Annotated in this window: 21 protein-coding genes and 1 tRNA gene; 17 read left to right on the top strand and 5 right to left on the bottom strand. The window is 71.9% G+C overall.

The genetic code is table 11. From position 1 onward, the window contains the following. The 3 genes from AC3A3H_RS01405 to msrA form a co-directional block, all read left to right on the top strand. Nucleotides 1–999 (top strand): type IV toxin-antitoxin system AbiEi family antitoxin domain-containing protein (locus AC3A3H_RS01405; protein ID WP_487612749.1); only part of this gene is annotated, 999 nt, incomplete at its 5' end. Between the two features lie 103 nt (nt 1,000–1,102). Further along, nucleotides 1,103–1,570, top strand: coding sequence for a peptide-methionine (R)-S-oxide reductase MsrB (msrB, locus tag AC3A3H_RS01400; protein WP_487612748.1), 468 nt, complete (start codon nt 1,103–1,105; stop codon nt 1,568–1,570). Next, a complete protein-coding gene (gene msrA, locus AC3A3H_RS01395; protein ID WP_487612747.1) occupies nt 1,570–2,082 on the top strand; it encodes a peptide-methionine (S)-S-oxide reductase MsrA in 513 nt (170 codons plus the stop codon). Before msrB ends, msrA begins: the two co-directional genes overlap by 1 nt. A gap of 65 nt (nt 2,083–2,147) precedes the next feature. On the opposite strand, the gene rlmC is transcribed toward msrA, so the two are convergent. Next, entirely contained in the window at nt 2,148–3,272 is a 1,125-nt protein-coding gene (rlmC, locus tag AC3A3H_RS01390) for a 23S rRNA (uracil(747)-C(5))-methyltransferase RlmC (RefSeq protein WP_487612746.1), read from the bottom strand. 130 nt (nt 3,273–3,402) lie between these two features. On the opposite strand from rlmC, the gene AC3A3H_RS01385 reads away from it, so the two are divergent. From AC3A3H_RS01385 to AC3A3H_RS01365, 5 genes are all read left to right on the top strand, one after another. After that, complete coding sequence (locus tag AC3A3H_RS01385; RefSeq protein ID WP_487612745.1) at nt 3,403–4,188, top strand: DeoR/GlpR family DNA-binding transcription regulator; 786 nt, start codon at nt 3,403–3,405, stop codon at nt 4,186–4,188. After that, nucleotides 4,185–5,132, top strand: coding sequence for a 1-phosphofructokinase (locus AC3A3H_RS01380; protein ID WP_487612744.1), 948 nt, complete (start codon nt 4,185–4,187; stop codon nt 5,130–5,132). The genes AC3A3H_RS01385 and AC3A3H_RS01380 overlap by 4 nt, the downstream gene beginning before the upstream one ends. Before the next feature lie 44 nt (nt 5,133–5,176). Next, complete coding sequence (locus AC3A3H_RS01375) at nt 5,177–7,240, top strand: PTS fructose transporter subunit IIABC (protein WP_487612743.1); 2,064 nt, start codon at nt 5,177–5,179, stop codon at nt 7,238–7,240. Nucleotides 7,241–7,295: 55 nt separating this feature from the next. Beyond that, the gene (locus AC3A3H_RS01370; protein WP_487612742.1) at nt 7,296–7,565 is read left to right on the top strand and encodes an HPr family phosphocarrier protein; all 270 of its coding nucleotides are present in this window, start codon (nt 7,296–7,298) and stop codon (nt 7,563–7,565) included. A 159-nt stretch (nt 7,566–7,724) separates the two neighbouring features. Beyond that, nucleotides 7,725–8,588 carry a trypsin-like serine peptidase gene (locus AC3A3H_RS01365; protein WP_487612741.1) on the top strand — a complete coding sequence of 288 codons (864 nt, stop codon included), beginning with the start codon at nt 7,725–7,727 and terminating at the stop codon, nt 8,586–8,588. A gap of 63 nt (nt 8,589–8,651) precedes the next feature. Here AC3A3H_RS01365 and AC3A3H_RS01360 read toward each other — a convergent pair. Beyond that, a tRNA-Arg gene (locus AC3A3H_RS01360) sits at nt 8,652–8,724 on the bottom strand. A 69-nt stretch (nt 8,725–8,793) separates the two neighbouring features. Continuing rightward, entirely contained in the window at nt 8,794–9,405 is a 612-nt protein-coding gene (locus AC3A3H_RS01355) for an iron ABC transporter ATP-binding protein (RefSeq protein WP_487612740.1), read from the bottom strand. A 97-nt stretch (nt 9,406–9,502) separates the two neighbouring features. On the opposite strand from AC3A3H_RS01355, the gene argS reads away from it, so the two are divergent. From argS to prfA, 8 genes are all read left to right on the top strand, one after another. Then, nucleotides 9,503–11,206 (top strand): arginine--tRNA ligase, encoded by a 1,704-nt coding sequence (gene argS, locus AC3A3H_RS01350; RefSeq protein WP_487612739.1) that lies wholly within the window; start codon nt 9,503–9,505, stop codon nt 11,204–11,206. Between the two features lie 4 nt (nt 11,207–11,210). Beyond that, nucleotides 11,211–12,035, top strand: a complete 825-nt coding sequence (locus AC3A3H_RS01345; RefSeq protein ID WP_487612738.1) for an LmeA family phospholipid-binding protein — start codon at nt 11,211–11,213, stop codon at nt 12,033–12,035. 136 nt (nt 12,036–12,171) lie between these two features. Next, on the top strand, nt 12,172–13,587 hold the full coding sequence (lysA, locus tag AC3A3H_RS01340) for a diaminopimelate decarboxylase (RefSeq protein WP_487612737.1): 1,416 nt from the start codon (nt 12,172–12,174) through the stop codon (nt 13,585–13,587). Continuing rightward, complete coding sequence (locus AC3A3H_RS01335) at nt 13,584–14,957, top strand: homoserine dehydrogenase (protein WP_487612736.1); 1,374 nt, start codon at nt 13,584–13,586, stop codon at nt 14,955–14,957. Before lysA ends, AC3A3H_RS01335 begins: the two co-directional genes overlap by 4 nt. Continuing rightward, nucleotides 14,957–16,078 carry a threonine synthase gene (gene thrC / locus AC3A3H_RS01330; RefSeq protein ID WP_487612735.1) on the top strand — a complete coding sequence of 374 codons (1,122 nt, stop codon included), beginning with the start codon at nt 14,957–14,959 and terminating at the stop codon, nt 16,076–16,078. The genes AC3A3H_RS01335 and thrC overlap by 1 nt, the downstream gene beginning before the upstream one ends. Next, nucleotides 16,075–17,037: a homoserine kinase gene (gene thrB / locus AC3A3H_RS01325; RefSeq protein ID WP_487612734.1), complete on the top strand. Its 963-nt coding sequence runs from the start codon at nt 16,075–16,077 to the stop codon at nt 17,035–17,037. The genes thrC and thrB overlap by 4 nt, the downstream gene beginning before the upstream one ends. Before the next feature lie 260 nt (nt 17,038–17,297). Continuing rightward, nucleotides 17,298–19,547 (top strand): transcription termination factor Rho, encoded by a 2,250-nt coding sequence (gene rho / locus AC3A3H_RS01320; protein ID WP_487612733.1) that lies wholly within the window; start codon nt 17,298–17,300, stop codon nt 19,545–19,547. Between the two features lie 89 nt (nt 19,548–19,636). Beyond that, nucleotides 19,637–20,713 carry a peptide chain release factor 1 gene (gene prfA / locus AC3A3H_RS01315; protein ID WP_487612732.1) on the top strand — a complete coding sequence of 359 codons (1,077 nt, stop codon included), beginning with the start codon at nt 19,637–19,639 and terminating at the stop codon, nt 20,711–20,713. Nucleotides 20,714–20,784: 71 nt separating this feature from the next. Here the strand turns inward: prfA and epsC are convergent, their stop codons facing one another. After that, the gene (gene epsC / locus AC3A3H_RS01310; RefSeq protein ID WP_487612731.1) at nt 20,785–21,354 is read right to left on the bottom strand and encodes a serine O-acetyltransferase EpsC; all 570 of its coding nucleotides are present in this window, start codon (nt 21,352–21,354) and stop codon (nt 20,785–20,787) included. A gap of 4 nt (nt 21,355–21,358) precedes the next feature. Further along, a complete protein-coding gene (cysK, locus tag AC3A3H_RS01305; RefSeq protein WP_487612730.1) occupies nt 21,359–22,297 on the bottom strand; it encodes a cysteine synthase A in 939 nt (312 codons plus the stop codon). Nucleotides 22,298–22,359: 62 nt separating this feature from the next. Between cysK and prmC the strand changes: the two genes are divergently transcribed. After that, a complete protein-coding gene (gene prmC, locus AC3A3H_RS01300) occupies nt 22,360–23,232 on the top strand; it encodes a peptide chain release factor N(5)-glutamine methyltransferase (protein ID WP_487612729.1) in 873 nt (290 codons plus the stop codon). Nucleotides 23,233–23,293 lie beyond the last annotated feature (61 nt).

Raw genomic sequence — 23,293 nt, 5'->3', positions numbered from 1 at the left:
CACCCACCCCCACCCCGCAAACAGGAGAAATCCGTTCGACACACCCTGGTTTTCCTTCCAAACCCCCACCGGAAGGAGATTCAGAACGTGTCTCCTGTTCACACCAGCCGCCCCTGGCGCCGGGTTGTCCACAGATTCGGGGAATGGGACCCTTCGGCGGCTTCCCGCGTCCACGATCGATCCATGACCTGGATGAATCGGCTCAGAGAACTCGGTGGCGCGGCCACCACCCGTCAACTCCGGATTGCGGGCGCGACGCCCGAGGATCTGAAGCGCGCGGTGCGTGGCGGCGTGGTGGATCGCGTGCGGAAGGGCGTCTACGTCTCTCCGCTTCTGGATGGAGTGGCACTGCAGGCCGTCCGTGCAGGAGCGCGCCTTTCGTGCGTCTCGGCCTGCGCCAGTTACGGGCTCTGGTCCGGCTCGGATCGGCGGACGCACGTGATGCTGTCGCCGCAGTCGCGCCGTGCGCCGCCGGGCCTCGTATGCCATTGGCGGCAAGCCGAGGAGCATCCGGAGCTCTGGCGGGTGTCGCTCGCCGACTGCTTGCGGTCGGTGGCGCGGTGTGCGGATGAGGAGACGGCGGTCGCGGCGTTCGACACGGCGCTCACTGCGGGGTTGGTCAGCCCGTCCGGTCTTCGGGGGATCCTGGAGGAGGCGCCGAGGGCCGCGCGTGAGCGGGCGGCGCTCGCGCAGGCGGGGTCGGACTCCGGAGTCGAGTCGCTCGTGCGGCAGCGACTGGAGCGCCGTGGACACAGGGTCGAGCAGCAGGTGCACGTGCGCGGGGTAGGCCGGGTGGACATGCGGATCGACGGCGAGCTGTATCTGGAGATCGACGGGTACGCCTTCCACAGCGACGCAGGCTCATTCGAGCGCGACCGGCTGAGGGACTCCACGCTCGCCGAACTCGGACACCGGCGGCTCCGGGTGTCCGCACGGCAGGTCGTCGGGGATTGGCGCCGGGTGGAGGCTGCGATCGACCGTATCGTGCAGCGGGCGTAGCCCCTCAGCGAACTCACAGCAACCCCGGGACCATCCCGGCGCCCTCCGCTGTTCTCCTTACTGACGGCGTCGCAGCCAGCGCCAGCCGCACTCAGGAGGAAACGTGACACAGGACTACCGCAAGAGCCAGGACGCCGTCGCGCGGCTCACCCCCGCGCAGTACGCGGTCACCCAGGAGGCGGCCACCGAGCCGGCCTTCCGCAACGAGTTCTGGAACAATCACGAGGCGGGGCTCTACGTCGACATCGTGTCGGGGGAGCCGCTCTTCGCGTCCGTGAACAAGTACGACAGCCGGTCCGGCTGGCCGAGCTTCACCGTGCCGGTGGACCGGGCCAACATCGTCGAGAAGACCGACCGCACCTACGGGATGGTCCGCACCGAGGTGCGCTCCGCCCACGGTGACAGCCACCTCGGGCACCTGTTCGACGACGGACCCGCCGAGGCCGGCGGGCTGCGCTACTGCATCAACTCCGCCGCGCTCCGCTTCGTCCCGCTCGCCGAGCTGGACGCGCAGGGCTACGGCGACTACCGACACCTTTTCGAGAACGACCAGAACAAGGAGAACCACTGATGACGACCGAGAAGGCCATCCTGGCCGGAGGATGTTTCTGGGGCATGCAGGATCTCATCCGCAAGCGCCCGGGCGTCGTGAGCACCCGCGTCGGATACACCGGCGGCGACGTGCCCAACGCCACCTACCGCAACCACGGCAGCCACGCCGAGGCGATCGAGATCGAGTTCGACCCGGAGCGGGTCAGCTACCGCGACCTCCTCGAGTTCTTCTTCCAGATCCACGACCCGTCGACGAAGAACCGTCAGGGCAACGACGTCGGCGCCAGCTACCGCTCGGCGATCTACTACGAGGACGCCGAGCAGCGCCGGGTCGCGGAGGACACCATCGCCGACGTGGACGCCTCCGGTCTCTGGCCGGGCAAGGTCGTCACCGAGGTGGAGCCTGCCGGACCGTTCTGGGAGGCCGAGCCCGAGCACCAGGACTACCTGGAGCGCATCCCGTGGGGCTACACCTGCCACTTCGCCCGCCCGGACTGGAAGCTCCCGCGCCGGGAGGCGGCGGCGAGCTAGTCCCGCCCTTCGAAGCCAGGCCCGCGTCGACACGACGCGGGCCTCGTGCCGTCTCCGGCCGCCCCTCAGACCCGGTCGAGCAGCACCGCGACCTCCTGGTGGCCGGTCTGCGGGAACATGTCGAGCACGCGCCCGGTGCGGATCCGGTAGGACGGCATCCGCGCCAGATCGTGCGCGAGGCTCTTCGGGTTGCAGCTCGAGTACACGACGTTCGGCACGCCGGAGCCTTCGAGCCAGCCGGCGAGCTCGGCGCCGATGCCGCGGCGCGGCGGGTTGACGATGACGAGCTCCGGCGCGGTCTTCGCCGCCAGCGCGAACCCCGTGGCGTCGCCGGCCCGGAACGCGACGAGCGGCAGCCCGGCGGCCGAGGCCGTCGCGCGGGCGCTGCGCACCGCCTCCGTGCTGGTCTCGACGCCGACCACGCGGCGGCCGGGCGCGGCGACGTTCAGGGCGAAGCCGCCCACACCGCAGTAGAGGTCCCAGACGCTCGCCGGCGACACCTCGTCCACCCAGGCGGCCACCTGCGCGTACAGCGCCTCCGCGACGGCGGTGTTGGTCTGGAAGAAGCTCTGCGGCCGCAGCCGCAGCGGGATCCCGCCCACGCGCATCACGAGCGACGACTCCCGCGTCAGCACGATCTCGCGGTCACCCTCGACGACCGCCTTGTGCTCCGGCTGCAGGTTCACCGTCACGACCCGCGCGTTCGGCAGGGCCGCGAGCAGTTCGGGCAGCCGCGCGCGGATCCGGCCGACGGCCTCCTCCGACCGCACCACGAACCGCACCAGCAGCTCGTCGTCGGGGGAGTGCGTGACCAGGACGTATTTGAGCTCGCCACGGCGGTCCGGCACGCTGTACGGCTCGATCCCGGCGCGGGTGACGAAGTCGGCCAGCACCGGCAGCGCGGCGCGCACGCCCGGCGCGCAGATCCCGCACTCGCGCAGGTCCACCCCGCGCCCGGCCTCGTCGAGGATGCCGATGGTCGGCGCGTCCACGGTGCCGGAGACGACCATCTTCGCCTTGTTGCGGTAGCCCGACTCCGCGCTCGCCACGGGGGGCAGCCAGACCGGGTCGCCGTAGGGCGCGAGCAGCTCGCGCGAGTGCCGGTCCTTGCCGGCGAGCTGCTCGGCGTAGGCGACGCCCATCAGCGTGCACGAGCGGCACACGCCGGCGTCGAAGTACGAGCAGTCCATTCCGCGAACGATTGTACGTGGCGCCGACATTCCCACATCGCCGAACCAAAACGCAGATACAACAACAAACAATTGTCTTGCCGGATGTTGATTCATGTTGTAATGTGTGGGAAACCAAAGGAGGCGCCGCGTGTATGCAATGGAGCGTCAGGAGCTGATCGAACGGCTGCTGCTCGAAGATGGCCGCGTCGCCGTCGTCGAGCTCGCCGAGCGGTTCGGCGTCACCACCGAGACGGTGCGCCGCGACCTGGACTCCCTCGAACAGGCCGGCACCCTCCGCCGCGTCCACGGCGGCGCCGTCGCCCTGGAGCGGGTGAGCACCGCGGAGGCCTCCGTCTTCGAGCGCTCCGGACTGCGCGCCGACACCAAGCAGCGCATCGCGGCCCGCGCACTCGACGTCCTCGGCGAGGGCTTCCGCGGCTCGCTCTACCTCGACGCCGGAACGACCACGGCCGCCGTGGCCCAGCTGCTCCCCGCGCGCCTGTCGGCGACCGGGGGAGACGCGGAGGTCGTCACCCACTCGCTCACCCTCGCCCCTGCCCTCGCCGCCGCGGACCGCGTCGCGCTGACGGTCATCGGCGGCCGCATCCGCGGGGTGACCGCGGCGGCCGTCGGCGCGGCGACCGTCCGCTCCATCCAGTCGCTGCGGCCCGACATCGTGTTCGTCGGCGTCAACGGCGTCTCGGCCGGCTTCGGCCTGAGCACCCCCGACCCCGAGGAGGCCGCCGTGAAGGAGGCCATCGTCCGGGCAGCGCGCCGCGTGGTGGTCGTCGCGGACTCCACGAAGTTCCAGCAGGAGTCGCTCGTCTCGTTCGCACCGCTCGACGCCGTCGACGTCCTGGTGACCGACCGCGCGCCGGACGGCGAGCTCGCCGACGCGCTCGCCTCGTCCGGAGTGGAGGTCGTGCAAGCATGATCGTCACCCTCACCGCCAATCCGTCCCTCGACCGGGCCGTCACCCTGAGCGCGCCGCTGCGCCCCGGCGAGGTCCAGTCCGCCGCCTCATCCCGCGAGGATGCCGGCGGCAAGGGGATCAACGTGGCGCGGGTGGTCGCGGCGGCGGACTTGCCGGCCGTGGCCGTGCTCCCGCTCGCCGACGGCGACCCGTTCGGCGTCGCGCTCCGCTCCGCCGCCGTGCCGATCAGCCCGGTCGCCATCCACGGCCACGCCAGGGCCAACCTGACCATCACCGACCCCGCCGGCGTCACCACCAAGATCAACCTCCCCGGCGCGTCCCTCGACGCGGCCGACTCGGCGGCGCTCGTGGCGGCCGTCGTGGCGGCCTGCGAAGGCGCGCGCTGGCTCGTGCTCGCGGGCTCGCTGCCCCCCGGCGCGGGCGACGACTTCTACGTGACGGTCATCCGCGCGGTCCGCGAGCGCTGGGCGGAAGCCGCGCCCCTGATCGCGGTCGACACCTCGGGGGAGGCGCTGCGCGCCGCCGTCTTCGACGGCCACCCCGACCTCATCAAGCCCAACGAGGACGAGCTCGCCGAGCTGACCGGAGCCTCGTTCGAGTCCGCCGAGCTCACGGAGGCGGTCCTCGCCGTCGCCCGCGATCTCGTCCCCGAGCAGGTCGGGGCCGCACTGGTCACGCTCGGCGCCCAGGGCTCGGTCCTCGTGACCGCCGACGGCGGCTTCGTCGCCCGCGCCCCGCGCATCCGGGTGCGGAGCACCGTCGGAGCCGGCGACAGCGCGCTGGCCGGCTACCTGCTGGCCGACGTCGCGGGCGCCGCCCCGGCCGAACGGCTCGTCCATGCGATCCGCTACGGCTCGGCCGCCGCGTCGCTGCCCGGCACGCAGGCGCCCCGACCGGCCGACCTGCCCTCCGGCGACCTCGAGGTCGCCGCTCTCCATCCCTGAACCCTCGAACTCCACGGAGTTCATCCCCGCAATCTGGAGGAACCGTGTCACCGAAGACAATCACCCCCGAACTCGTCGGCCTCGACATCGCCGCGACCGACAAGAGCGCCGTCATCCGCGAGCTCGCCGCCCGTGTGGTGGCGGAGGGACGCGCGACCGACGCGGACGCGCTGTACGCGGACGCCTGGGCCCGCGAGCAGAAGGACGAGACCGGCCTCCCCGGCGGCATCGCGATCCCGCACGCCAAGAGCCCGTCCGTGACGGTGCCGACCCTCGCGTTCGCCCGGCTGGACCCCGGCGTGGACTTCGGCGCCCCGGACGGCCCCGCCGACCTCGTGTTCCTCATCGCCGCGCCGGCGGACGCTGCGGAGGCCCACCTCGCCGTGCTGTCCAAGCTCGCGCGCAGCCTGATGACCGAGGAGTTCACCGCGGGGCTGCGGTCCGCGACGACGCCGCAGGACGTCGTGAGGCTGGTGGACGAGGCCATCGGCGAGGGCCCGGCGGCGCCCGCGGCCCCGGATCCCACCGCCACCACGTCCGAGCAGGCCGCCGCCGACGCCGCCCTGCAGATCGACGGCCGCCCCGCCCGCATCGTCGCGGTCACCTCCTGCGCGACCGGCATCGCCCACACGTTCATGGCCGCCGACGCGCTCACCGCCGCCGGCACCGCGAGCGGCGTCGCCCTCGCCGTCGAGCCGCAGGGCTCCAGCGGCTACCAGGCGCTCCCGCAGAGCATCATCGACGACGCCGACGCCGTCATCTTCGCGAACGACGTGGATGTGCGCGAGGAGGCGCGGTTCGCCGGCAAACCGGTCGTCCGCTCCACCGTCAAGCGCGGCATCGAGCAGCCCCGCCAGCTCATCGCCGAGGCGGTCGCCGTCGCCGCCGATCCGAACGGCGCGCGCGTGCCGGCGTCCGGCGCGTCCGCCGCCGCAGCGCCTGCGTCGTCGCTCTCCTGGGGCGCCAACCTCAAGCGCATCCTGCTGACCGGCGTCAGCTACATGATCCCGTTCGTGGCCGGCGGCGGTCTGCTCATCGCGATCAGCTTCCTGCCGTTCCTCGGGGGGTACGGCATCGCGCTCGCGCACGGGGACTCCGGCGTCAACAACGCCGTCTACACGCTGACGCACTACGCGATCTGGAACCTCCCACCGGAAGGCCTCGGCTACTACCTCGGGGCCATCGCGTTCGAGATCGGCAGCGTGAGCCTCGGCTTCCTGGTCCCGGCCCTCGCCGGCTACATCGCCTTCGCGATCGCCGACCGGCCCGGGATCGCGCCCGGCTTCGTCGCCGGCGCCATCGCGGTCTTCATGAACGCGGGCTTCCTCGGCGGTCTCATCGGCGGCCTCCTCGCCGGCTACGCCGCGTGGCTGATCGGCCGCCCGGCGGTGCCGCGCTGGCTGCGCGGTCTGATGCCCGTGGTGATCATCCCGCTGGGCGCCTCGATCGTCGCCTCCGGCTTGATGCTGCTCATCCTGGGCGCTCCGATCGCGTGGCTGATGACTCAGCTGACGGGCTTCCTGAACGGCCTCTCCGGCGCCGGAGCGATCTTCCTCGGGGTCATCCTCGGCCTGATGATGTGCTTCGACCTGGGCGGCCCGGTCAACAAGGTGGCCTATGCGTTCGCGGTCGCCGGGCTTGCCGCACAGACCGACGCCAGCTTCCACATCATGGCCGCGGTCATGGTCGCCGGCATGGTCCCGCCGCTCGGGATGGCGCTCGCGTCGACCGTGCTCTACCGGCGCGGGTTCACCGAGGTCGAGCGGGAGAACGGGGCGGCCGCCTGGCTGCTCGGCCTCTCGTTCATCTCCGAGGGCGCCATCCCGTTCGCCGCCGCCGACCCGCTGCGGGTCATCCCGGCCAACCTCGCAGGCGGCGCCGTCGCCGGGGCGCTGGCCATGGCGTTCGGTGTCGGCTCGCGCGCGCCGCACGGCGGCATCTTCGTGTTCTTCGCGATCGACCCGATCTGGGGCTTCCTGCTGGCGCTCGCGGCCGGGACCCTCGTCGCGGCCGTGCTCGTCGTCGGCCTGAAGCGGTTCGCGGCGCCCCGCGTCGTGACCCCGGCGCGGGAGGCCGAGCAGCCCGTGCCGGCGACCGTCGCGGCCTGACCTCCGCCGACCCCAGCACCGGCGCACCACACACCACCATCGAAGGAAGACACCCATGACCCAGCGCACCGCCACCGTGGCCAGCTCGTCCGGCCTCCACGCCCGCCCCGCGAAACTGTTCGTGCAAGCCGTCCAGGAGAAGGGCATCCCGGTGACGATCGCCGCCGGTGACGGCCCCGACCTCAACGCGGCCAGCATCCTCTCCCTGATGGGACTCGCCGCGAGCAAGGGCACCGTCGTGACCCTGAAGTCGGACGCCCCTGGCGCGGAGGTCGCACTGGACGAGCTCGTCGTGCTCCTGGAGACCGACCTCGACGCCGAGTAGCGGCTGAGCCCCGGCCCTCTCCAGGCCGACGCGGTGGCCGGTCTCCCCGCCGTAGCGTCGAAGGAACGACCGCTCCGCAGGAGGCGTCCGACGAGGGACGCGGGGGCGGGGAGGGGGAACAGGATGCGAACGCTCGCACGTGTACTGAGCATGCTCACCGTGGCGGTCACACTGGCCGCGGGAGGCCTGACGCCGGCAGCGGCGGCGGAGCCGACCGTCGATCCGAGCGGCCACTGGACGGCGGAGAGACTGCGGGCGGCGACGCCCGAGCTGCAGGCCGATCCGGGGCGCTCGCCGGGCGCGGAGTCGGCCGCGGACACCGCGCGGCCCGCGACGCGGGGGTCCACGGCGGCGGCCAACAGCACGGTCGGCCGGCTGTTCTTCCGCACCCCTGCCGGTGACGCGTCCTGTACGGCCTCGGTCGTCAACAGTGCGACGAAGAACCTGATCATCACGGCCGGCCACTGCGTGCACCCGGGTGGGGCCGGCAAGGCCTACCACCAGAACTTCCTGTTCGCCCCGGGCTGGAACGGCGGCCCCTCCGCGCTCGGCTACTGGTCGGGCACGGCGGCCCGCGCCTCCGCCGAGTGGGCGCAGAGCAAGAAGTGGGATCACGACTACGCCTTCGTGCGGCTCGCGCCGAGCAACGGCACGCAGATCGTGGATCGCGTCGGCGGCAACGCCGTCCTGGCCGGATCGACGCACGCCGTAGCGAACGCGCAGATCTGGGGCTACCCGATGCAGGCGCCGTACACCGGGAAGACCGCTCAGCGCTGCGACGCCACCACGACCCGCATCAACAGCTACGCGCACGACGCGGTCGCTCGCTGCGACTTCAACGACGGCGCGAGCGGCGGCCCGTGGCTGAAGGACGTGAACGCGTCGGGCGCCGGCTCCGTCTGGGCGGTCACGTCCCGGTGCGCGGGCTCGGAGGTCACCGGCGGATGCGCGGGGACCGTGCTGTATGCCACCCCGCTGCCCCAGGCGGTGTACGCGCTCCGGGACGCGGTCGCCGGCAGCTGAGACGACGGAAGCCCCCTCCGTGGGAGGGGGCTTCGGTCGTGCTTTCGGTGCCCCCAATAGGAGTGCCCCCAGTAGGATTTGAACCTACGGCCTTCTGCTCCGGAGGCAGACGCTCTATCCCCTGAGCTATGGGGGCCAGGAGTGCCCGTCCAGGCTAGCATCCTTTCGCGCCGGGCCCGTCCAGACCGGCCCGGCCGGGCCGCGCTCAGCCGGCGGGGATGTTGCCCAGGACGCTCTGCATCAGCGGCGCCGCGTCGCCCGGCTCGAAGAACGCGGTCGACTCGGCGACGATCCAGTACGTGCCGCGGAAGATCTGCACCTGGCCGGCGGTGCCCGGCTTGAAGTAGCCCTCCACCTGCGGCGGCGTGCCATAGGTGGGGACCGGCTGGGCCACCGTGATCGCGGTGTTCTTCAGCCCTTCGAGCTTGTCCGAGGGCGGGATCGCCACGGCGACCTGGATGACATCGCCGCTGGTCTGGTTCTTCCAGGCGCAGGTCACGCCCTTCCAGTCCGCGATCTGCTTCTCCAGCGTCCCGGCGGCCGGGGCGTAGCCGGGATCGGTCGAGAAGTTCGGGTTGAAGGCGTACAGCTGGTCGGCGGTCACCACCTGGTCGCACGTGAGTGCGACGGGCGTCGGCGGCGCCGTCGGGGTCGGGGTCGGGGTGGCCGTCGCGGCGGGGTCGCCCTTCGTGCCTCCCGCCTGCGCCGTGGACGACGCGGCCGGTCCCGGCTTCGCGGCTGGCGTGCAGCCCACGAGCGTGACGGCGGCGGCGGCGATCGCGAGGGCGGCGAGGGTCCGTGCTGTGTGCTGCTGCATGCGGTGTGCGTCTTCCGTGTCGTCCCGGTGCGTGTCGCATCGCACCCTATCAAGAGCCGGAACGGGAAGCCTTGGAGCGCCATTAGACTGTTTCTTCATGACTCCCGCTGACCTCTCCGCCGCCCTGCTCGCCATCGTGACGACCGTGGTGAGCCGCCGACGCGAGGCCGACGCGAGCATCCCGGAGATCACGATCACCGCGGAGGACATCCCGCTGGAGCGCCCGAAGAACCGCGAGCACGGCGACTGGTCGTCGAACGTCGCGATGCGGCTCGCCAAGCGGGTCGGCGCCAACCCGCGCGAGCTCGCCGGTGAGATCGCCGAGGGCGCGGCCGGCATCGAGGGCGTCTCCTCGGCCGAGGTCGCCGGCCCCGGCTTCATCAACTTCCGGCTGGAGGCCGCGGCCGCGGGCAAGCTCGCCCAGACCATCGTCGAGACCGGCGACGCGTACGGCCGGGGCGACCTCTACGACGGCCTCCTGGTCAATTTGGAGTTCGTGTCCGCGAACCCGACCGGGCCCATCCACCTCGGCGGCGCGCGCTGGGCTGCCGTCGGCGACAGCCTCGCCCGCATCCTGCAGGCCGAGGGCGCCGACGTCACGCGGGAGTACTACTTCAACGACCACGGCTCGCAGATCGACCGCTTCGCGCGCAGCCTGCTCGCCGCCTACCTCGGCGAGCCGACCCCGGAGGACGGCTACGGCGGCGCCTACATCGGCGAGATCGCGGCAGAGGTGGCCGAGCGCGCCGCCGCCGACCCGGACACCGGCGACCTCGCCGGCCTGCCCCGCGAGCAGCAGCAGGAGGTCTTCCGCCGCATCGGCACACAGCAGATGTTCCAGGAGATCAAGGATCGGCTGCACGCGTTCGGGGTCGACTTCGACGTGTACTTCCACGAGGACTCGCTGCACGAGTCCGGCGCCGTCGAGCGCGCGATCCAGCGCCTGGACGACCTCGGCCACATCTTCGAGGCCGACGGCGCGATCTGGCTGCGCACCACCACGTTCGGCGACGACCGCGACCGCGTCATCGTGCGGTCCAACGGCGAGCCGGCCTACATCTCCGGCGACCTCGGCTACTACCTGGACAAGCGCGAGCGCGGCTTCGAGCAGAACATCATCATGCTCGGCGCGGACCACCACGGCTACATCGGCCGCCTGATGGCGATGGTGGAGGCGTTCGGCGACGAGCCGCACAACAACCTCCAGATCCTCATCGGCCAGATGGTCAACCTGGTCAAGGACGGCGAGCCGGTCAAGATGTCGAAGCGCGCCGGCACCATCGTCACCCTCGACGACCTGGTCGACGCGGTCGGCGTCGACGCCGCGCGCTACTCCCTGGTGCGCTCGTCCACCGACTCGCAGCTCGACATCGACCTCGACCTGCTCACCAAGCGCAGCAACGACAACCCGGTCTACTACGTGCAGTACGCGCACGCCCGCACCCGCTCGGTGGCGGCGAACGCTGTGAAGGCGGGTGTCGACCGCAGCGTCTTCAAGCCCGAGCTCCTCACGCACGAGACCGAGAGCGCGCTCCTCGGCGGCCTGCAGGAGTTCCCGCGCGTGGTGGCCCAGGCCGCCGAGCTGCGCGAGCCCCACCGCGTCGCGCGCTACATCGAGGAGCTCGCGGGCCTGTACCACGCCTGGTACGCCGTGCGCGACGGCTCCACCCGCGTGCTCCCGCACGGCGAGGAGCCCGTGACCGACGCCCACCGCACGCGCCTCTGGCTGAACGACGCGACCGGCCAGGTCGTCCGCAACGGCCTCGCGCTGGTGGGGGTGTCCGCACCGGAACGGATGTGACGTCATGACCGAGCAGCGCGATCAGCCCACCGAGGTCCTGGGCGGCGAGCAACCGCCGGCCGGCTCCTCCGCCGTGCCGCCGCGCGCGGGGCGGCCGCGCTGGCTGAAGGTCCTGCTCTGGGTCGTGATCCCCATCGCGGTCGTCGTCCTCGTGCTGGTGGTCGCCGACGCGGTGACTCGTGCGGTCGCGGAGCAGCGCGCCGCGGCGGAGATCGAGAAGAACCTCCCGGACACGGTGAAGGGCGACGTCACCGTGCACATCGGCGGGTTCTCCGTGATCGCGCAGTTCCTCCAGGGCAGCTTCGAGAGCGTCGACCTGGAGGCGCCGCACGCCACGGTCAACGGCGCCCCGCTGGCCGCGTCCATCCACGCGACGGGCGTGCCGGCCGACTTCAGCAAGCCCATCCAGTCCGCGACCGGGACGCTGCGCATCTCGCAGGACTCGCTCAACAAGCTCGTCACCATCCCCGGCGCGAAGGGCGACATCACCCTCGGCGACGGTGTGCTGGGGTACGACGGGAGCATCGACCTCCTCGGCCTCCCGGTCGACTACACGGTGAGCGCCACCGCCGAGGCGGCGGGGGACACCGTGCTGCTCACCCCCGGGAAGGCCAGCGTGTCCGCGGGATCGGGCGACGTGAACATCACGAAGCTGATCCAGGCGCTGACCGCGAGCGGGCCCTTCCCGGTGTGCGCTGCGCAGTACCTGCCGGACGGCGTGCAGGTCAGCGACATCCAGGTGAAGCCCGGGCGGGCCACCGTCACGTTGACCGCGTCGGACTTCGTGATGGATGAGAAGTTCCTGCACAGCAAGGGGAGCTGCTCGTAACACGGCGAAGCGATCGGCGGGCTCTCGATAGACTATTCCCGCTTCTCCACCGGCTTCAGGGGCCAATCCGGGTCCGCTCGCCAGAGAGAACCCCACTCGTCGACGTGTCATTTCCCGTACTCGTGAGGTTGTCCCCATGGCATCGAATCCCCTCGCACCCCCGTGGCTGCCCGAGCCGGGCGATGCGAACGCGCTGGTCCCCGGCCTCTGGTCGCGCACCGTCCACCGTGCAGACGGCGCCCTCGTCGTCGGCGGCGTCCCCGTCCGCGAGCTCGCCGAGCGCTTCGGCACCCCGCTCTACGTCGTGGACGAGGCCGAGGCGCGGGAGCGCGCGGTCGAGGTCCGCACGGCCCTCCAGCGCGCCTTCGCCGAGGTCGACTCCGCCGCCCGCGTCTACTACGCGGGCAAGGCGTTCCTCTCCATCGAGGTCGCCAGGTGGATGACGGAAGCCGGCCTCAACATCGACGTCTGCTCCGGCGGCGAGCTCGCGGTGGCCCTCGCCGCGGGCGTCCCGGCAGAGCGGCTGGGCTTCCACGGCAACAACAAGTCGCTCGCCGAGATCGACCGCGCGGTGTCGGCGGGCGTCGGAGCGCTGATCATCGACAGCCTGCAGGAGATCGACCGCGTCGCCGCGGCCGCGGACCGGCACGGCGTGGTCCAGCGGGTGCGCCTCCGAGTGAACAGCGGCGTGCACGCGCACACCCACGCCTTCCTGGCGACCGCGCACGAGGACCAGAAGTTCGGCATCGCCCTCGCCGACGCGGCGGACGCCGTCGCCCGCATCCGCTCGCACGCGGGGCTGCACTTCCTCGGGTTGCACTGCCACATCGGCTCGCAGATCTTCGGCGCGGACGGCTTCGCGGAGTCGGCCGCCCGCCTGCTCGCCGTGCACAAGGACCTGCTCGCCGGCGGCGACATCCCCGAGCTCAACCTCGGCGGCGGCTTCGGCATCGCGTACACCGCGGCGGACGACCCGGCGCGGATCGAGACCCTCGCCCGCAGCATCGCGGAGACCGTGGCCGCGGCCTGCGAAGACCTCGACATCCCCATCCCGGCCGTCGCATTCGAGCCCGGCCGCTCGATCATCGGCACCGCCGGCCTCACGCTCTACACGGTCGGCACGACCAAGGACGTGACCGTCTCCGCGCAGGACGACGGCGAGACCGCGGTCCGCCGCTACGTGAGCGTCGACGGCGGGATGAGCGACAACGCCCGCACCGCGCTCTACGGCGCCGACTACTCGGCCAGGATCGCGGACCGCGAGTCCGCGGCGGCGCCCGTGCTCGTGCGCGTCGCCGGCAAGCACTGCGAGAGCGGCGACATCGTCGTGGAGGCCGAGTACCTGCCGGGCGACGTCGCCCCGGGCGACCTGCTCGCGGTCCCCGCGACGGGGGCCTACTGCTGGTCGCTGGCCAGCAACTACAACTACCTCGGCCGCCCGGCCGTCGTCGCCGTGAAGGACGGCGCGGCCCGCGTCATCGTGCGCGGCGAGACCGAGGCCGATCTGCTGGCACGCGACGCCGCGTACGAAGACGGGAGCACCCGCCGATGATCGAATACCGCAACCTCCGGGTCGCGCTGCTGGGCGCCGGCTCCGTCGGCTCCCAGGTGGCGCGGCTGCTGCTCGAGCAGGGCGACGAGTTCGCCTCGCGCGTCGGCGCGCGGCTGGAGCTGGTCGGCATCGCCGTGCGCGACGTCGACGCGCCGCGCGACGTCGACCTCCCGAAGGAGCTCTTCACCACCGATGCCTCCTCGCTGATCCTCGGCGCCGACATCGTCGTCGAGCTGATGGGCGGCGTCGAGCCGGCCCGCGGCTACGTGCTGGAGGCGCTGAACTCCGGGGCCGACGTGATCACCGCGAACAAGGCCCTGCTGGCCACGCACGGCCCCGAGCTGTTCGAAGCGGCCGAGCAGGTGGGCGCCCAGCTCTACTACGAGGCCGCCGTGGCCGGCGCCATCCCGATCATCCGCCCGCTGCGCGACAGCCTCGCCGGCGACACGGTCTCCCGGATCCTCGGCATCGTCAACGGCACGACCAACTTCATCCTCGACCGCATGGACGCGACGGGGGAGACCCTCGCCGACGCGCTCGCCATCGCCACCGAGCGCGGCTACGCGGAGGCCGACCCGACCGCGGACATCGGCGGCTACGACGCCGCGCAGAAGGCCGCGATCCTCGCGAGCCTCGCCTTCCACACCACCGTGCCGCTGGAGCAGGTCTACCGCGAGGGCATCACCTCGATCACGCGCGAGCAGGTCGAGGCGGCGCGCGCCGGCGGCTGGGTCATCAAGCTGCTGGCGATCTGCGAGCGGCTGACCGACCCGGAGACCGGCGAGGAGGGCGTCTCCGCCCGCGTCTACCCGGCGCTGATCAGCCGCGAGCACCCGCTCGCCGCCGTGCGCGGCGCCCACAACGCGGTGTTCGTCCAGGCCGAGGCCGCGGGCGACCTCATGTTCTACGGCGCGGGCGCCGGCGGCGTGGAGACGGCCTCCGCCGTGCTCGGCGACGTCGTGTCCGCCGCACGCCGGCACGTCGTGGGCGGCCCGGGCGTCGCGGAGTCGACGCACGCCGGCCTCCCGGTGCTCGACGTCGGCCGCGTCGTCACGCGCTACCAGATCACCCTGTCGGTGTCGGACCAGCCCGGCGTGCTCGCGACGGTCGCCCGCATCCTGAGCGACGGCGGGGTGAGCGTGGAGACGGTGCAGCAGTCCGTGCCGAGCACGACGAGCGCCGTCGTAATACCCGGGCCGTCTTCGTTGCAGAGCGTGGCCCCGATTCACGGTGCGACCGCCCCCACCGCTACCCTGGTGATCGGCACCCACGAAGCCGAGGAGGCCGCGCTGGCGGCCACCGTGGAGGCGCTCGCCGCGAGCGACGTGGTCACCGCCGTCTCTTCCGTTCTCCGAGTCGAAGGATCGTAATGCCCCAGTCGTCGAATGGGCCGAAGTCGTACAGCCGGCAGTGGCGCGGCGTGCTCCGCGAGTACGCGGACCGCCTGAACATCTCCGATGCGACTCCGATCGTGACGCTCGGCGAGGGCGGCACGCCGCTCCTCCCCGCCCCGGCGCTCTCCGCGCGCACCGGCGCCGACGTCTACGTCAAGTTCGAGGGCATGAACCCGACCGGGTCGTTCAAGGACCGCGGCATGACGATGGCCATCTCGAAGGCCGTCGAGCACGGCGCGAAGGCCGTCATCTGCGCCTCCACCGGCAACACCTCCGCGTCGGCCGCGGCCTACGCCACCCACGCCGGCATCCAGGCCGTCGTGCTGGTGCCGGAGGGCAAGATCGCGATGGGCAAGCTCAGCCAGGCGATCGCGCACAACGCGCAGCTCCTCCAGGTGCAGGGCAACTTCGACGACTGTCTCGACATCGCGCGCGACCTCGCGACGAACTACCCGGTGCACCTGGTCAACTCGGTCAACCCCGACCGCATCGAGGGCCAGAAGACCGCCGCGTTCGAGGTCGTCGAGGTCCTCGGCGACGCCCCCGACTTCCACATCGTCCCGGTCGGCAACGCCGGCAACTACACCGCCTACCACCGCGGCTACACCGAGGAGCTGCAGCGCGGCGAGGCCACCAAGCTGCCGCGGATGTTCGGCTTCCAGGCCGCGGGCAGCGCCCCGATCGTGCTCGGCCACGCCGTCAAGGAGCCCGACACCATCGCCACCGCGATCCGCATCGGCAACCCGGCGTCGTGGGAGCTCGCGCTCAACGCGCGCGACGACAGCGACGGCTACTTCGGCGCGATCGACGACGCCGGCATCCTGGAGGCGCACCGCATCCTCTCCGCCGAGGTCGGCATCTTCGTGGAGCCCGCGAGCGCGATCAGCGTCGCCGGCCTCCTGGAGCGCTCGGCAGCGGGCGTCATCCCGGCCGGCGCCACGGTCGTGCTCACCGTCACCGGCCACGGCCTCAAGGACCCGCAGTGGGCGCTCCGCACCGCCGACGGCGGCGAGGTGAAGCCCACGATCGTCCCCGTCGACACCAGCGCCATCGCCGACGTGCTCGGCCTCGTGCCGGCCGCCGGGGCGTCGGCATGACCTTGCGCGCCGTCGACCTGCGCGGACGCGCGGTCGCGGTGAAGGTCCCGGCCACCAGTGCCAATCTGGGTCCCGGCTTCGACACGCTCGGGCTCTCGCTCGCCCTCTACGACGAGCTGCGCGTGAGTGTGCGCGACGAGCCGGGCGCGACCGTCGAGGTGGTCGGCGTCGGCGCGGGGGAGGTCCCCACCGACGAGAGCAACCTCGTGGTCCGGGCGATCGCCCACACGTTCGAGTCGGTCGGCGTCGCGCTGCCCGGGCTGGACCTCGTCGCGCGCAACAACATCCCGCACGGCCGCGGCATGGGATCGTCCGGTGCGGCGATCGTCTCGGGGATCATGGCGGCCAAGGGGCTGCTGGAGGGTGTGGCCGAGTTCGACGCCCAGGCCCTGCTCGCGCTCGCGAACGACATGGAGGGCCACCCCGACAACGTCGCGCCGGCGCTCTTCGGCGGGCTGACGATCGCCTGGGTCACCCCGGACGGCCCGCAGTTCAAGAAACTGATTGTGCACCGCGGCGTCTCGCCGCTCGTGCTCGTGCCCGAGCACGTCATGTCGACCGCGCTCGCCCGCAGCCTGCAGCCGCAGTCGGTGCCCCACGAGGACGCCGTCTTCAACGTCTCGCGCTCGGCCCTGCTGATCGCCGCGCTCATCCAGAGCCCCGAGCTGCTGCACGCGGCGACCGAGGACAAGCTCCACCAGAGCTACCGCGCCTCGGCGATGCCGGAGACCGACCGGCTGATCACGCTGCTGCGCTCCAACGGCTTCGCGGCCGTGGTGTCCGGAGCCGGACCGTCCATCCTGGTGCTGTGCAGCGACCCGAGCCAGCGGCTCGCCGCCGCCGACCTCGTCGCACGCGAGGCGCAGACGGCCTGGCAGCCGCTGATGCTCGCGGTCGATTTCAAGGGCGCGACGGTCGCCGCACTGGCGGCCGAGGACGTGGACACACCGGCGGCATAGCGTCCGAAGCGCGCGTTGCGAAGTGGTAAACTACGGAGTGCACCCGTGAAGAACCCGCGTCACGAGCGAATCCAGCTTCCGGGTGATCTCTTAGCAATCATGCCGTCACTCCTGCCTGCGCTTTTCGGATATCCGGAGCACCCGGGTATCCAGAGCGCACCGTAGCGCGGATCCGAACGCAGCACGGTAAGGCAGGCTCACGTGACGAGTGCTCCACAGCGGCGCGCAGAGTGCGCGCCGGGGGAAAGGAATCCTCTTCAGTGACTGATGTCGAACTCCACGCCGGGGGCGTGGACACCAGCGACCTGACCTCGCTCAAGGTGGCGGAGCTGCAGGCTCTCGCCGCCGAGCTCGGCCTCCAGGGCGCGACCCGGCTCCGCAAGGGCGAGCTGGTCGAGGCGATCGCGGCGGCTCGCGCCGCGGCCGCCGGAACGGCCGAGGCGCCCGCCGAGCCGGAAGCGGTCGAGCCGGAAGCGGTCGAGACGGCCGAGCCCGTCGCGGCCGAGCCGGTCGTGGCCGAGCCGGTCAGCATCGAGACCGAGCAGGCCGCCGACCACGCGTCGGCCGCCTCGCAGGTGCTCATCGAGCCGCTCATCGCCGAGCCGGCCGGCAACGAGCCCTTCGCGGGCGACGCCCTCCTGCCGCCGGTCGCCGCCGAGCCGCGTCGCCGTGGCTCCCGCCGGGCGACCAGCCCGGACGGCACCAGCATCGCCCCGGCGTCCAGCGTCGCGGCGGGCACCCACGTCAACACCGGCGAGACCGGTGTCGAGTCGCTCATCCCGGACGTCGACGCTCTGCTCGACTCCGCGCTCGCCTCCCGCGAGCAGGCGCAGCGCGACGGCCAGGGCGGCGGACGCCGCCGTCGCGGCCGCGGCGCCCAGAACGGTCAGGGCCAGCAGAACGGCGCGGTCCAGGAGGCGGACGAGCAGTCCGCCGAGGCGGCGCAGAGCGACCAGCCCCGTGGCGACCAGAACCGTGGCGACCAGGCCCGTGGCGACCAGAACCGTGGCGACCAGGGCGAGCAGCCCCAGGGCGACGCCGAGCAGGGCGAGCAGCAGCCGTCCGGCCGGAACCGTCGCAACCGCAACCGCAACAAGAGCCAGGCCGGCGAGCAGGCTCAGCAGGGCCAGGGCCAGCAGGGCCAGAGCCAGCAGGCGCAGCCGAAGGACCTCCAGGGCGACGGCGGCCAGCAGGGCGGCCAGCAGAACCGCGGCCCGCAGCAGCAGCTGGCCGAGGGCGACCGCGCCGGCCGCTACCGTGACCGCAACCGCAAGCGCCGCGGCGGCGTGGCCGGCGACGACCTCGAGCCGGAGATCGCCGACGACGACGTGCTGATCCCCGTCGCGGGCATCCTCGACGTGCTGGACAATTACGCGTTCGTCCGCACCACGGGCTACCTCCCCGGCGCCAGCGACGTCTACGTCTCGCTCGGCCAGGTGAAGAAGTACAGCCTGCGCAAGGGCGACGCCGTGGTCGGCGCCATCCGCCAGCCGCGCGACGGCGACAACAACAGCCGCCAGAAGTACAACGCGCTGGTGAAGGTCGACTCGATCAACGGCCAGACCATCGAGGAGGCCGCGACCCGCGTCGAGTTCGGCAAGCTCACCCCGCTGTACCCGCAGGAGCGGCTGCGGCTCGAGACCGAGCCCGGCAAGGTCACCCAGCGGATCATCGACCTGGTGGCCCCGATCGGCAAGGGCCAGCGCGGCCTCATCGTCGCGCCCCCGAAGGCCGGCAAGACCATCGTGATGCAGCAGATCGCGAACGCGATCACCACCAACAACCCCGAGGTGCACCTCATGGTCGTCCTGGTGGACGAGCGTCCCGAAGAGGTCACCGACATGCAGCGCACGGTGAAGGGCGAGGTCATCGCCTCCACCTTCGACCGTCCGGCGGAGGACCACACCACCGTCGCGGAGCTCGCGATCGAGCGCGCCAAGCGCCTGGTCGAGCTCGGCCACGACGTGGTCGTGCTGCTCGACTCGATCACCCGCCTCGGCCGCGCGTACAACCTGACGGCGCCGGCCTCCGGCCGCATCCTGTCGGGCGGTGTCGACGCGTCCGCGCTCTACCCGCCGAAGCGCTTCTTCGGCGCCGCGCGCAACATCGAGCACGGCGGCTCGCTGACCATCCTCGCCTCGGCGCTGGTCGAGACCGGCTCCAAGATGGACGAGGTGATCTTCGAGGAGTTCAAGGGCACCGGCAACATGGAGCTCCGCCTGTCGCGCCAGCTGGCCGACAAGCGCATCTTCCCGGCCGTCGACGTCAACGCCTCCGGCACCCGCCGCGAGGAGATGCTGATGGGCCAGGACGAGGTCAAGATCACCTGGAAGCTGCGTCGCGCCCTCGCCGGCCTCGACCAGCAGCAGGCCCTGGAGATCGTGCTCGGCCGCCTCAAGGAGACCTCGAGCAACGTCGAGTTCCTCATGCAGGTGCAGAAGTCGATGCCGCAGCCGACCAACGGCCACGGCACCGCGCACTCGCACGGTCACGAGAACGACCACCGCTAGCTGACGCAAGTGCCCGTCCGCTGCGCCTTAGTGCGCGGTGGACGGGCACTTTCTCGTTTCCCGCCGGCGCATCCAGAAAGAAGTCACGCATGTTCGAGTCGGTCAACGGCCTCATCGCCGAGCACGACGACCTCCAGCAGCAGCTCTCCGACCCCGAGCTGCACAGCGACCCGGTCCGCTCCAAGAAGGTGAACCGGCGCTATGCGGAGCTGTCGCGCATTGTAGCGTCGTACAACCAGTGGAAGCAGCTGTCCGACGACCTGGAGGCCGCGCGCGAGCTGGCCGCGGAGGACGAGGCGTTCGCCGAGGAGATCCCCGGACTCGAGCAGAGCCTGCAGGAGTCGAGCGAGAAGCTGCGCCGCCTGCTGATCCCGCGGGACCCCAACGACAGCCGCGACGTCATCATGGAGATCAAGATGGGGGAGGGCGGGGCCGAGTCCGCGCTGTTCGCCGGCGACCTCCTGCGCATGTACCTGCACTACGCGGACGCGCAGCGCTGGAAGGCCGAGATCATCGAGCAGACCTCCAGCGACCTCGGCGGCATCAAGGACGTCCAGGTCGCGTTCAAGGGGTCGTCGAGCGATCCGGCCGAGGGCGTCTGGGCGCACCTGAAGTACGAGGGCGGCGTGCACCGCGTGCAGCGCGTCCCGGCGACGGAGTCGCAGGGCCGCATCCACACCTCCGCCGCCGGTGTGCTGGTGTTCCCGGAGGTCGACGAGCCGGAAGAGGTCGACATCAACCAGAACGACCTCAAGATCGACGTCTTCCGGTCCTCCGGCCCCGGCGGCCAGTCGGTCAACACGACGGACTCCGCGGTGCGCATCACCCACGTGCCGACCGGGATCGTGGTGTCGATGCAGAACGAGAAGAGCCAGCTGCAGAACCGCGAGGCCGCGATGCGCGTGCTCCGGGCGCGGCTCCTCGCGAAGCAGCAGGAGGAGGCGGACGCCGAGGCCGCCGAGTTCCGCAAGGGCCAGATCCGCACGATGGACCGCTCCGAGCGCATCCGCACCTACAACTTCCCGGAGAACCGGATCGCCGACCACCGCACCGGCTACAAGGCCTACAACCTCGACGCAGTGATGAACGGCGCCCTGGCCCCGGTCATCGAGTCGAACATCCTCGCCGACGAAGAGGCCCGACTGGCCGACCTCGGCTCCGACTGACCATCGATTCCTGAGTCGTGTACGCGACACGCCGACGCCAGCGTACATAAGTCCGGGAGAGATGGCTGGGGTCAGATGTAGAGCGCCGGGTCCAGCCAGTCGTCGCCGGCGATCTGCTCGTGGCCGGAGCGCGGGCGCGCCCGCGCGGGCACGCCGGTCAGCACGGAGTCCGGCGGTGCGTCGTGGACGACGACCGCGTTCGCTCCGATGACGGAGCGCGTGCCGATCTCGATCGCGCCGAGGACCTTCGCGCCGGCGCCGACCGTCACGTGGTCGTGGATGGTCGGGTGGCGCTTGCCGTGGCCGCTGCCGCGTCCGCCGAGGGTCACCCCGTGGTAGAGCATCACGTCGTCGCCGATCCAGGTGGTCTCGCCGATGACGACGCCCATGCCGTGGTCGATGAAGAAGCGCCGGCCGATGCGTGCGCCCGGGTGGATCTCGATACCGGTGAGGAAGCGCGTGAACTGGGAGATCATCCGTGCGGGCGTGCGCAGGCCGGCGCGCCAGAGCCGGTGGGCGAGGCGGTACGACCAGACGGCGTGGAGGCCGGAGTAGACGAGCGCCACCTCGGCGCTCCCGCGCGCGGCGGGATCGTGCGTGCGCGCGTTGCGGATGTCCTCGCGCACTCGGAACAGGGTCACTCCGTCAGTCCAGCAGGTCGGCCCAGAGGGCCGTCGAGATGTAGCGCTCGCCGGTGTCGGCGACGATGGCGACGATGGTCTTGCCGGCGTTCTCCGGCCGGGCGGCAAGCTGGAGGGCGGCCCAGACGATGGCGCCGGAGGAGATGCCGGCGAGGATGCCCTCCTCGGATGCCAGCCGCTTGGCGATGTCGATGGAGTCCTCGAACGACGCGTCGATGACCTCGTCGTAGACGCTGGTGTCGAGGATCTCCGGGACGAAGTTCGCGCCCATGCCCTGGATCTTGTGCGGGCCGGGCTTGCCCCCGTTGAGGATGGGGGAGTCCGCCGGCTCGACGGCCACGATCTGCACGCTCGGCTTGCGCTCCTTCAGCACCTGGCCGACGCCGGTGATCGTGCCGCCGGTGCCGATGCCGGAGACGAAGATGTCGATGCCGCCGTCGGTGTCCGCCCAGATCTCCTCGGCGGTGGTAGCCCGGTGGATGGCGGGGTTGGCCTCGTTGGCGAACTGCTGCGCCCAGATGGCGTTGTCGTTCTCGGCGACGATCTTCTGGGCGGCCTCCACGGCGCCGCGCATGCCGTCCGGGCCTGGGGTCAGGACGATCTCGGCGCCGAACGCGCGCAGCAGCACCCGCCGCTCCTTGGACATGGTCTCGGGCATGGTCAGGATGACCTTGTACCCGCGGGCGGCGCCGACCATCGCGAGGGCGATGCCGGTGTTGCCGCTGGTGCCCTCCACGATCGTGCCGCCGGGCCGCAGCGCGCCGGACTTCTCGGCGGCGTCGATGATCGCGACACCGATCCGGTCCTTGACGCTGCCCGCGGGGTTGAAGAACTCCAGCTTCGCCAGCACGGTCGCGCCGGTGCCGGCGGCGAGCCTGTTCAGCTTGACGAGGGGAGTGCGACCGACTGTTTCCGTGATGTTCTCGAAGACCTGTGCTGGCATGGGTCTCACTCTATTCCGCCCGGCGACCCGGTGACGGCCTGTGACGGTAAGCTCGTCGGGCCATGTCTGACGCCGCGCCCTCCACCGTCCGCTCCCTCCGTGACGAGACGGTCGCCGCCCTCGCGAACGCCGGGGTGCCCGACCCGGAGGTGGATGCCGAGCTCCTGGTCGGGTTCGTGCTCGGCGCCGGCCGCGGCCGGGTGCAGGCGCTCGTGGTGATGGAGGCCGAGGTCGCCCCGGAGGACGTCCGCCGCGTCCGCGAGCTCGCCGCGCGCCGGGCGACGCGCGAGCCGTTGCAGCACATCACCGGCGTCGCACCGTTCCGCTCGCTGGAGCTCGCGGTCGGACCCGGCGTGTTCGTGCCGCGGCCGGAGACCGAGCAGGTGGTCCAGTTCGCGATCGACGCGCTGCGGGCCGTGCCCTCGGCCGAGCCGGTCGGCGTCGACCTCGGGACCGGAAGCGGCGCGATCGCCCTCGCGATGGCGACGGAGGTCCCGCACGCCCGCGTCTACGCGGTGGAGAAGTCGCCGGAGGCGTTCGCCTGGACGCGCCGGAACGTCGAGTCCGTCGGCGCGCCGAACCTCCACGCCGTGCTGGGCGACCTCGCCGACGCCCTCCCCGAGCTGGACGGCACGGTGGATGTCGTGATCTCCAACCCGCCGTACGTGCCGGACGACGCCATCCCGCGCGACCCGGAGGTGCGGCTCTTCGACCCCGCGGTGGCGCTCTACGGCGGCGTCGACGGACTCGACATCGTGCGCGTCATCTCCGGGGTGGCCCGGCGGCTGCTGCGCCCGGGCGGCACGCTCGTGCTCGAGCACGGCGAGCTGCAGGGCGCGCAGATCCGCGAGCTGCTGACCGCCGACGGCTGGCGCGCGGCCGCCACGCACCGCGACCTCACCACCCGCGACCGGGCGACGACGGCGCTGCGATGAGTGCCCCGGGCTAGGAGCGGCGCTCCTCCCGGTCCGCCTCGCGCGCGGCACGCTCGCGGGC

Source organism: Leifsonia sp. Soil_N53 (assembly GCF_057655165.1).
Note: the sequence above shows the minus strand (reverse complement) of the source record. Positions and strands in the feature narration are given on the sequence as shown.